Source organism: Spongiactinospora gelatinilytica (assembly GCF_003236385.1).
Lineage (GTDB): Bacteria > Actinomycetota > Actinomycetes > Streptosporangiales > Streptosporangiaceae > Spongiactinospora > Spongiactinospora gelatinilytica.
The window spans coordinates 1-5308 of record NZ_POUA01000455.1 but is presented as its reverse complement, the minus strand read 5'-3'; the positions used below and the strand labels follow the sequence as shown (position 1 = coordinate 5308).

The window sequence follows — 5308 nt, the reverse complement described above, 5'->3', positions numbered from 1 at the left end:
GGGTCCAGCTCGACCAGCTCCTGGGACAGGTACGCGAGCCGCACCGTCTTCCCCCGCACCACCCGCCCAGCGTCGGGCCGTACCGCGTCGGCCAGCAGCCGCAGCAAGCTGGACTTGCCCGACCCGTTGACCCCGATGAGGCCGATCCGGTCACCGGGCCCGAGCTGCCAGGTACACCGGTCGAGGACGAGCGGCCCCGTGCCCGGCCCGCCCGCGTGCAGGGTGACGTCGAAGAGGTCGTAGACGGTCTTGCCGAGCCGGGCCGCGGCGAACCGTACCAGCTCCACCTCGTCCCGGACGGGCGGCTCGTCGGCGATCAGCGCCTGTGCGGCCTCCACGCGGAACTTCGGCTTGGTGGTACGCGCCTGCGGCCCCCGGCGCAGCCAGGCGATCTCCTTGCGCATCAGGTTCTGGCGGCGTTCCTCGGTGGCGGCGGCCAGCCGGGCGCGCTCCGCCTTGGCCAGCACATAGGCGGCATATCCGCCTTCGTACCGTTCGACCGCGCCGTCCACGACCTCCCACGTCCGCGTGGACACCGCGTCCAGGAACCACCGGTCGTGCGTCACGACCAGCAGCGCCGACTTGCGCCCCACCAGGTGCCCGGCCAGCCAGTCGATGGCCTCGATGTCCAGGTGGTTGGTGGGCTCGTCCAGGATGATCAGGTCGTGTTCGCCGATCAGCAGCCGGGCCAGCGCGGTACGGCGGCGCTCCCCGCCCGACAGCTCGCCCACCAGGCCGGACAGGTCGATGTCGCCGATCAGGCCCTTGAGGATCTCCCTGATCCCCTGGTCCCCGGCCCACTCGTGTTCGGCCAGGTCGCCCAGCACCGCGGACTCCACCGTGCGGGCCGGGTCGAGGTCGTCGCCCTGGGACAGTACGCCGACACGCAGGCCCCGGTTGTGCGTGACCCGCCCTGAATCGGGCTGTAGCGTGCCGGCGATCACCGACACCAGCGTGGTCTTGCCGCCGCCGTTGCGGCCGACGACGCCGATCCGCTCACCGGCGGCGATGCCCAACGAGACCTCGCGCAGCAGCGGTACCGGACCGTAGGCGTGGGTTACCGACTCAAGATTGACCAGATTCATCGCGCATTCAGGTTATCCCCACCGGATGACCACCGGACCCGGCCAGAGCGCCCCGCACGGGCCCGTAGGCGGTGACGGCGGCGTGACAGACCGCGGAACCGGTGAGGGCGCGGGCCAGGTCGTCGGCCTTGGACTCCCCCGCGACGAGGAACGCGCAGGTCGGGCCGGAGCCGGAGACGATCGCGCCGAGCGCGCCGCGTTCACGTCCGGCGTCGAGGGTGGCGGCGAGCGAGGGGCGCATCGCCACGGCGGCCTCTTGCAGGTCGTTGACCAGCTCCGCGCCGAGCGCGTCGGCGTCGCCGTCGCGCAGGGCCGCCATCATAGCCTTGCTCTCCTGGGGCGGCGCGGGCCGCTCGCCGCGCGCTTCGCGCAGGCGGTCGCAGCGGGCGTAGACGGCGGGGGTGGACAGCCCGCCTTCGGCGAGCGCGAACACCCAGTGGAAGCGTCCGCCGGTCGGTACGGCGGTCAGCAGCTCGCCCCGGCCGGTGCCCACGGCGGTGCCGCCGAACAGCGCGAACGGCACATCGCTGCCGATATCGGCGGCGATCTCGAGAAGTTCTTCCCGGGGCAGGCCGAGTTTCCACAGGTCGTTACAGGCGACCAGCGCTCCGGCGGCGTCGGCGCTGCCGCCCGCCATGCCGCCCGCGACCGGGATGGATTTTCTGATGGTGAGCCAGGCGGCGACCGGCCGATCGGCGCGGGCCGCGAGTGCCCTGGCCGCCCTGACTGCGAGATTGTCCGGTCCGTCCGGTACCAGGCCCGCCTCCTCACCCACGACCCGCACGGAGAAGGAATCCGCCGCGACGGCGGTGACGTGGTCGTAGATGGAGACGGCGTGGAAGACGTTCACCAGGTCGTGGTAGCCGTCATCGCGCAGCGGGCCCACCGCGAGTTGCAGGTTGACCTTGGCCGGCACTCGGACCGTCACGGAGTCCATCGGGGCGCTCGTCACTCCTCGACACGTTCCCGGCCGCGAAACCGTCATCCGGGCCGGGTCGTATGTTAGCGGCCCCCGCGTCCTCCGTGGGACTGATCGGCTCCGGGCTGGTCTGCTCTGGCATGGGCGCGGGCGCAGGGCCGGTTTCGGCCTTGTGCCACAGTGGCGGGCCCAGCGGCGGCACGACGGGGCGCAGTCCGGGCCGTACCGCGCCCCGGTAGCGGCGGCTGTAGTACGGCGAGGCGAGGTAGTCGGTCTTTCTGACCACGTCCCCGGTCTGCGGGGCGTGGACCATGACACCGTCGTCGACGTAGAGGCCGACGTGGTCGGGGTCGCCCCGGCGTTCGCCGAAGAAGACGAGGTCGCCGGGGCGCAGCCGTTTCTCGCGCACCCGGCGGCCCTGCCGGTATTGGGTGCCGGTGTAGTGGGCGATCCGGACTCCGGCCTGCGCCCAGGCGTAGAGCGCGAGGCCGGAGCAGTCGAAGCCGACCGTGCCGCTGCCCCGGCCGATGCCCCGGGTGGCGCCTTCGGCCGAGCCGCCGCCCCAGGAGAACGGCATGCCCATCATGCTCAGCGCGGCGGTCGCGGCGAGCCGCCCCCGGGCGCGCCGGGCCTCCCGCCGCGCGGTCCGCTCGGCCTGCGCGGCCTCTCCGGCGGCATGCGCCTCGGTCCAGGCATGAGACTCGTACGGCATGACGGTGACGTACGGGTCGGCGGCGGTGGGCGCCGGATCGACGGGCACGTGCAGCCACATCGCCGAGCCGACCGCCGCCACCTGCGTCCACACGAAACCAGGTGAGATCATCATGCGTCAGGTATTACCCCGCGAACGCGCCGTTTACAGGGAAACCGACAGACCGCAAATGCCCGCTCTTGTCAGGGAATACGCTGATCAATCAGGCAATGGACGGTGCTCGGCGACCCGCGCGAAATCGGTCACCGCCAGCCGTTCGCCCCGGCTCGACGGGTCCACTCCGGCCCGGCGCAACGACTCCTCGGCCGCCGCCGCCGTACCGGCCCAGCCCGCGAGCGCGGCCCGCAGCGTCTTACGGCGCTGCGCGAACGCGGCGTCGATCACCGCGAAGACCTCCTCCCGGGAGGCCGTGGTCGCGGGCGGCTCGCGGCGGGTCAGTGCGACCAGGCCCGAGTCCACGTTGGGCACCGGCCAGAACACCGTACGCCCCACCGGCCCGGCCCTCCGCACGTCCGCGTACCAGGCCGCCTTGACCGACGGCACCCCGTACACCCGCGAACCCGGCGGCGCGGCCAGCCGGTCGGCCACCTCCGACTGGACCATCACCAGGCCCTTGCGCAACGACGGCAGCTCGGCCAGCAGGTGCAGCACGACGGGCACGGCGACGTTGTAGGGGAGGTTCGCGACCAGGGCGGTGGGCGGCGAACCGGGCAGTTCGGCCGCAGTCACCCGCAGCGCGTCGGCGGGCACCACGTCGAGCCGGCCGGCCAGCTCGGGCGCGCGGTCGGCGGCGGTACGCGGGAGCTGCGCGGCCAGCACGGGATCGATCTCCACGGCGATCACCCGGGCGGCCTCCGGCAGCAGCGCGAGCGTGAGCGAACCGAGCCCGGGACCGACCTCGATCACCACGTCGTCGCCATCGAGCCCGGCGGTGCGCACGATGCGGCGCACGGTGCCGCCGTCGATCACGAAGTTCTGGCCGAGTCTCTTGGTGGGGCGCAGGTCCAGCCGCTCCGCCAATTCCCGGATTTCCACCGGCCCGAGAAGGGTCACGATTCCTCTCCCCATGTCATCCACCCAAGTGTCTCGCACCGAACAGACCAGGGCGGCCGTCCGAACCTGCACGAAAGGATCGAAGGTGGATAACGTTGCCTCACGGGGGCGCAGTGGTAACGACGACTCCACACCGGGAGTGAAAGCGAACATGACCATGGACCCTGGTGCGGAGCGGCCCGATCAGCCCGATCCCGCACGGCTCACCTCCACCGATCCGGAGACCATCGGCCCCTACAAGCTGTTCGGCCGCCTCGGCGAGGGCGGCATGGGCACGGTCTACCTGGCCACCGCGCCGACCGGGCGGCTGGTGGCGGTGAAGGTGGTGAAGGCGGAGTACGCGGCCGAACCGGGGTTCGCGGTCAGGTTCCACTCGGAGGTGGACAACGCGCGCAGGGTCGCCTCGTTCTGCACGGCCCAGGTGCTGGACAACGGCGACGACCGCGACGGCCGGCCGTACATGGTGACCGAGTACATCGAGGGCCTGCCGCTGTCCCGGCAGATCAGCCGGTACGGCGCGCTGGAGGCCGGCACGCTGCACGGCGTGGCGCTCGGGGTCGCCGCCGCGCTGGCGGCGATCCACGTCGCGGGGCTGGTCCACCGCGACCTCAAACCGGCCAACGTGATCCTTTCCATCTCCGGGCCGCGCGTGATCGACTTCGGGATCTCCCGGGCGCTGGACCGCACCCACGGCATGACCCTGTCCGGCGAACTGATCGGCAGTCCTGGCTGGTGGGCCCCCGAGCAGGTACGCGGGGTGCCGATCACCCCGGCCGCCGACATCTTCGCCTGGGGCTGCCTGGTCGCCTACGCGGGCAACGGACGCCACCCGTTCGGCCACGGCGACGCCATCGCGCTGGCCGGCCGGGTGCTGAACGGCAGGCCGGACCTCGGCGTACTGCCCGCCCCGCTGAACGACCTGGTACGGCGGGCCACCGACCCCGAACCGGAGCGGCGGCCGACCGCCCAGGAACTGGTGTTGGCCCTCCTGGGCGGCGGCATCACCGCGCCGCCGACCGCCGTTCCGCCCGCCCGGCAGGAGACTCTGGTCGCCGAGTCCTGGGAGCCGCCCGCCAACATCGGCGAGGACGCCACACAGACGCTCGCCGGTTTCGGCCTGGCCCCTGCCGCAGCCCCGGCCCCGGTAAAGGTGAAAGGCCGCAGCCGGGTGCTCGTCGCCGCCGCTGCCGCCGTCGTCGCGCTCGCCGTGGCGGGGGCCGTCCTGGTGATCGCCGCGGCCCGTGACGATCCCCCGCCCGGCCGGGCCGCCCCGGCCGCCCAGGAGCGGGGACCCGGCATCGGACGGCGGCTGCCGCTCGGCGCCCCGCTGACGGATCCGCAGCTCATCATCCCGCGCCCGGCCCAGTGCGGCCTGACGGAGTACGCGGGCACGACCCCGAAGCGCGGCCGGTTCTGCACGGTCCGGTGGGTCCTGCTCAACACCGGCGGCGAACTCGTGCCGCTCGCCACCGCCACGATGACGCTTTTCGACGACCGCGGCGCGACCCACGACCCCGAGCCGGCCTCCGCCTCCCTGCC

The 5308-nt window shown here is 72.9% G+C and carries 5 protein-coding genes; 1 reads left to right on the top strand and 4 read right to left on the bottom strand.

Annotation, left to right across the window (positions count from 1 at the left end; translation table 11 throughout):
* From C1I98_RS34560 to rsmA, 4 genes are all read right to left on the bottom strand, one after another.
* A partial coding sequence (locus C1I98_RS34560) for an ABC-F family ATP-binding cassette domain-containing protein (protein WP_146607822.1) occupies nt 1-1085 on the bottom strand: 1085 nt, incomplete at its 3' end.
* A gap of 7 nt (nt 1086-1092) precedes the next feature.
* Nucleotides 1093-2022, bottom strand: a complete 930-nt coding sequence (locus C1I98_RS34555) for a 4-(cytidine 5'-diphospho)-2-C-methyl-D-erythritol kinase (protein ID WP_199537447.1) — start codon at nt 2020-2022, stop codon at nt 1093-1095.
* Nucleotides 1952-2830, bottom strand: a complete 879-nt coding sequence (locus C1I98_RS34550; RefSeq protein WP_111171526.1) for a C40 family peptidase — start codon at nt 2828-2830, stop codon at nt 1952-1954. The genes C1I98_RS34555 and C1I98_RS34550 overlap by 71 nt, the downstream gene beginning before the upstream one ends.
* Nucleotides 2831-2914: 84 nt before the next feature.
* Entirely contained in the window at nt 2915-3784 is an 870-nt protein-coding gene (rsmA, locus tag C1I98_RS34545; protein ID WP_111171525.1) for a 16S rRNA (adenine(1518)-N(6)/adenine(1519)-N(6))-dimethyltransferase RsmA, read from the bottom strand.
* A 136-nt stretch (nt 3785-3920) separates the two neighbouring features.
* Between rsmA and C1I98_RS43335 the strand changes: the two genes are divergently transcribed.
* Nucleotides 3921-5308: serine/threonine-protein kinase (locus C1I98_RS43335; RefSeq protein ID WP_306461938.1), on the top strand; the 1388-nt coding region annotated here is incomplete at its 3' end.